This window comes from Novosphingobium sp. JCM 18896 (assembly GCF_025938095.1).
GTDB lineage: Bacteria > Pseudomonadota > Alphaproteobacteria > Sphingomonadales > Sphingomonadaceae > Novosphingobium.
The window spans coordinates 2,501-5,808 of the sequence record NZ_JAPCZF010000017.1 but is presented as its reverse complement, the minus strand read 5'-3'; the positions used below and the strand labels follow the sequence as shown (position 1 = coordinate 5,808).

Annotated in this window: 1 tRNA gene and 2 rRNA genes (1 of these 3 cut by a window edge); all 3 read right to left on the bottom strand. The window is 54.5% G+C overall.

Features of this window, described 5'->3' with window-relative positions:
* Positions 1-3: 3 nt before the first annotated feature.
* Positions 4-80, bottom strand: a tRNA-Met gene (locus tag OLX23_RS25630).
* 209 nt (positions 81-289) lie between these two features.
* Positions 290-404, bottom strand: a 5S ribosomal RNA gene (gene rrf / locus OLX23_RS25625).
* A 118-nt stretch (positions 405-522) separates the two neighbouring features.
* Positions 523-3,308, bottom strand: a 23S ribosomal RNA gene (locus tag OLX23_RS25620); it runs 7 nt beyond the window's last position.

Sequence of the window (3,308 nt, the reverse complement as noted above, 5' to 3'; positions counted from 1 at the left end):
TGGTGGTTGCGGGGGTAGGATTTGAACCTACGACCTTCAGGTTATGAGCCTGACGAGCTACCGGGCTGCTCCACCCCGCGTCACCATGGCGGGCGGCGCGAGGCAGCCCGGAAGCGTTTTGTTTGCCGCTTCGGCGTTGCCGAAGCTTTGGCGGGCTGCTCCACCCCGCGTCACCGTGTTGCGCGCTCTGATGAGCAGAGACGCAAAAAGGGCCCTTTGGGGCCCTTTTAGGGGCCTTATGGGCCCTGACTTTTGTGAATGGGTTATACCTGTGCCCGCCGGCTCTAATGCCTGGCGACGACCTACTCTTCCAACGCTTGAGCGTTAGTACCATCGGCGCAGTCAGGTTTCACGGCCGAGTTCGAGATGGGATCGGGTGGGTCACTGACGCTATGGTCACCAAGCAATAGAGCTGGCGGACACGGGTTTTAATCGATGCACTTTTAGTGATGAGGCGTCTGGCTGTGATCGTCGTCCACCGACGAGCGCTGCAGTTGCAGGCCTGTCATTGATGGTGGGACTCTCAAGCATGAACAGAGTTATTAGGACTGGTTAGCTCCACACGTTACCGCGCTTCCACATCCAGCCTATCAACGTGGTGGTCTACCACGACTCGATGATACCTTATCTTGAGGGAGGCTTCCCGCTTAGATGCTTTCAGCGGTTATCCCGTCCATGCATAGCTACCCTGCTGCGCGGCTGGCGCCACGACAGGTACACCAGAGGCATGTTCATCCCGGTCCTCTCGTACTAGGGACAACTCCTCTCAAGTATCGACGCCCACGGCAGATAGGGACCAAACTGTCTCGCGACGTTCTGAACCCAGCTCACGTACCACTTTAATTGGCGAACAGCCAAACCCTTGGGACCTGCTCCAGCCCCAGGATGTGATGAGCCGACATCGAGGTGCCAAACGATTCCGTCGATATGAGCTCTTGGGAATCATCAGCCTGTTATCCCCGGCGTACCTTTTATCCGTTGAGCGATGGCCCTTCCACGAGGGACCACCGGATCACTATGACCGACTTTCGTCTCTGCTCGACTCGTCAGTCTCGCAGTCAGGCAGGCTTATGCCATTGCACTCTAACAGCCGGTTTCCAACCGGCCTGAGCCTACCATCGCGCGCCTCCGTTACTCTTTAGGAGGCGACCGCCCCAGTCAAACTACCCGCCACAGAGGGTCCCCGTACCGGCTAACGGTACTGGGTTAGACATCAGAAACAAACAGGGTGGTATTTCACCTATGGCTCCACACCAGCTGGCGCCAGTGCTTCAAAGCCTCCCACCTATGCTACACAATTTCTTCCTAATGCCACTCTGAAGCTGCAGTAAAGGTGCACGGGGTCTTTCCGTCTAACCGCGGGTACTCCGCATCTTCACGGAGAATTCAATTTCGCTGAGCATATCCTGGAGACAGTGGGGAAGTCGTTACGCCATTCGTGCAGGTCGGAACTTACCCGACAAGGAATTTCGCTACCTTAGGACCGTTATAGTTACGGCCGCCGTTTACTCGGGCTTCAATTCGGAGCTTGCACTCCTCCTCTTAACCTTCGAGCACCGGGCAGGCGTCAGACCCTATACGTCGTCTTGAAGCCGACTTAGCAGAGTCCTGTGTTTTTGCTAAACAGTCGCTACCCCCTGGCCTGTGCCCCCTGCTACTGCTTGCGCAATAACAGGGCCTCCTTCTTCCGAAGGTACGGAGGCAATTTGCCGAGTTCCTTCAGGATACTTCTCTCAAGCGCCTTGGTATACTCTACCAGACCACCTGTGTCGGTTTCGGGTACGGTCTATACGGTGGGGCTATTTCCTGGAACCACTTCGAAGCCCCCTCAATCCGATAAGAGGAGACAACACACGTGATCCGTCACACACCACCAGGCCCACGAATATTAACGTGGTTCCCATCGACTACCCCCTTCGGGCTCGTCTTAGGGGCCGGCTCACCCTGCTCAGATTAGCTTTAAGCAGGAACCCTTGGTCTTTCGGCGAGAGGGCATCTCACCCTCTTTATCGCTACTCATGTCAGCATTCGCACTTCCGATACCTCCACGACCCATTACCAGATCGCTTCACAGGCTTACGGAACGCTCCGCTACCGCTCAGTACAAGTACTGAACCCTAAGCTTCGGTGCATCACTTTAGCCCCGATACATCTTCGCCGCAGGAACCCTTATTTAGACCAGTGAGCTGTTACGCTTTCTTTAAAGGATGGCTGCTTCTAAGCCAACCTCCTGGTTGTTTTGGGATTCCCACATGCTTTCCCACTTAGTGATGACTTGGGGACCTTAGCTGTAGGTTAGGGCTGTTTCCCTTTTGACGACGGACCTTAGCACCCGCCGTCTGTCTGCCGGACTAGACTCGATGGTATTCGGAGTTTGGTTAGGATTGGTAGATCTCGCGACCCCCGCACCCATCCAGTGCTCTACCCCCATCGGCAATCATCCGACGCTCTACCTCAATAGATTTCGCGGAGAACCAGCTATTTCCCGGCTTGATTGGCCTTTCACCCCTAAACACAACTCATCCGAGAATTTTTCAACATTCAACGGTTCGGTCCTCCAGTGCGTGTTACCGCACCTTCAACCTGGTCATGCCTAGATCGCCGGGTTTCGGGTCTAATACATCATACTCAGTCGCCCTATTCAGACTCGCTTTCGCTGCGCCTACACCTAACGGCTTAAGCTTGCATGATACATTAAGTCACTGACCCATTATGCAAGAGGTACGCAGTCACCCCCTAAAGAGGCTCCTACTGCTTGTAAGCATTCGGTTTCAGGTACTGTTTCACTCCCCTCATCGGGGTGCTTTTCACCTTTCCCTCACGGTACTGTGTTCGCTATCGGTCATGTACGAGTATTTAGGCTTGGAGGGTGGTCCCCCCATGTTCAGACAGGATTTCACGTGTCCCGCCCTACTCGAGTCCTCATCCATCACTTTCGCATACGGGGCTGTCACCCGCTATGGCCACTCTTTCCAAAGTGTTCTGCTAGTTGAAGATGAGGCACTGGCCTGGTCCGCGTTCGCTCGCCACTACTAACGGAATCTCGGTTGATGTCTTTTCCTCCAGGTACTGAGATGTTTCAGTTCCCCGGGTTCGCTTCACCAAGGCTATATATTCACCTAGGTGATACCTTATCCACCTCACTCACTATGTGATTGCTCACACAACGAGAGAAATGGTGAAGGTGGGTTTCCCCATTCGGAAATCGCCGGATCAAAGTTTGCTCACAACTCCCCGACGCTTATCGCAGCGTGCCACGTCCTTCATCGCCTGTACATGCCAAGGCATCCACCAAATGCTCTTACCTC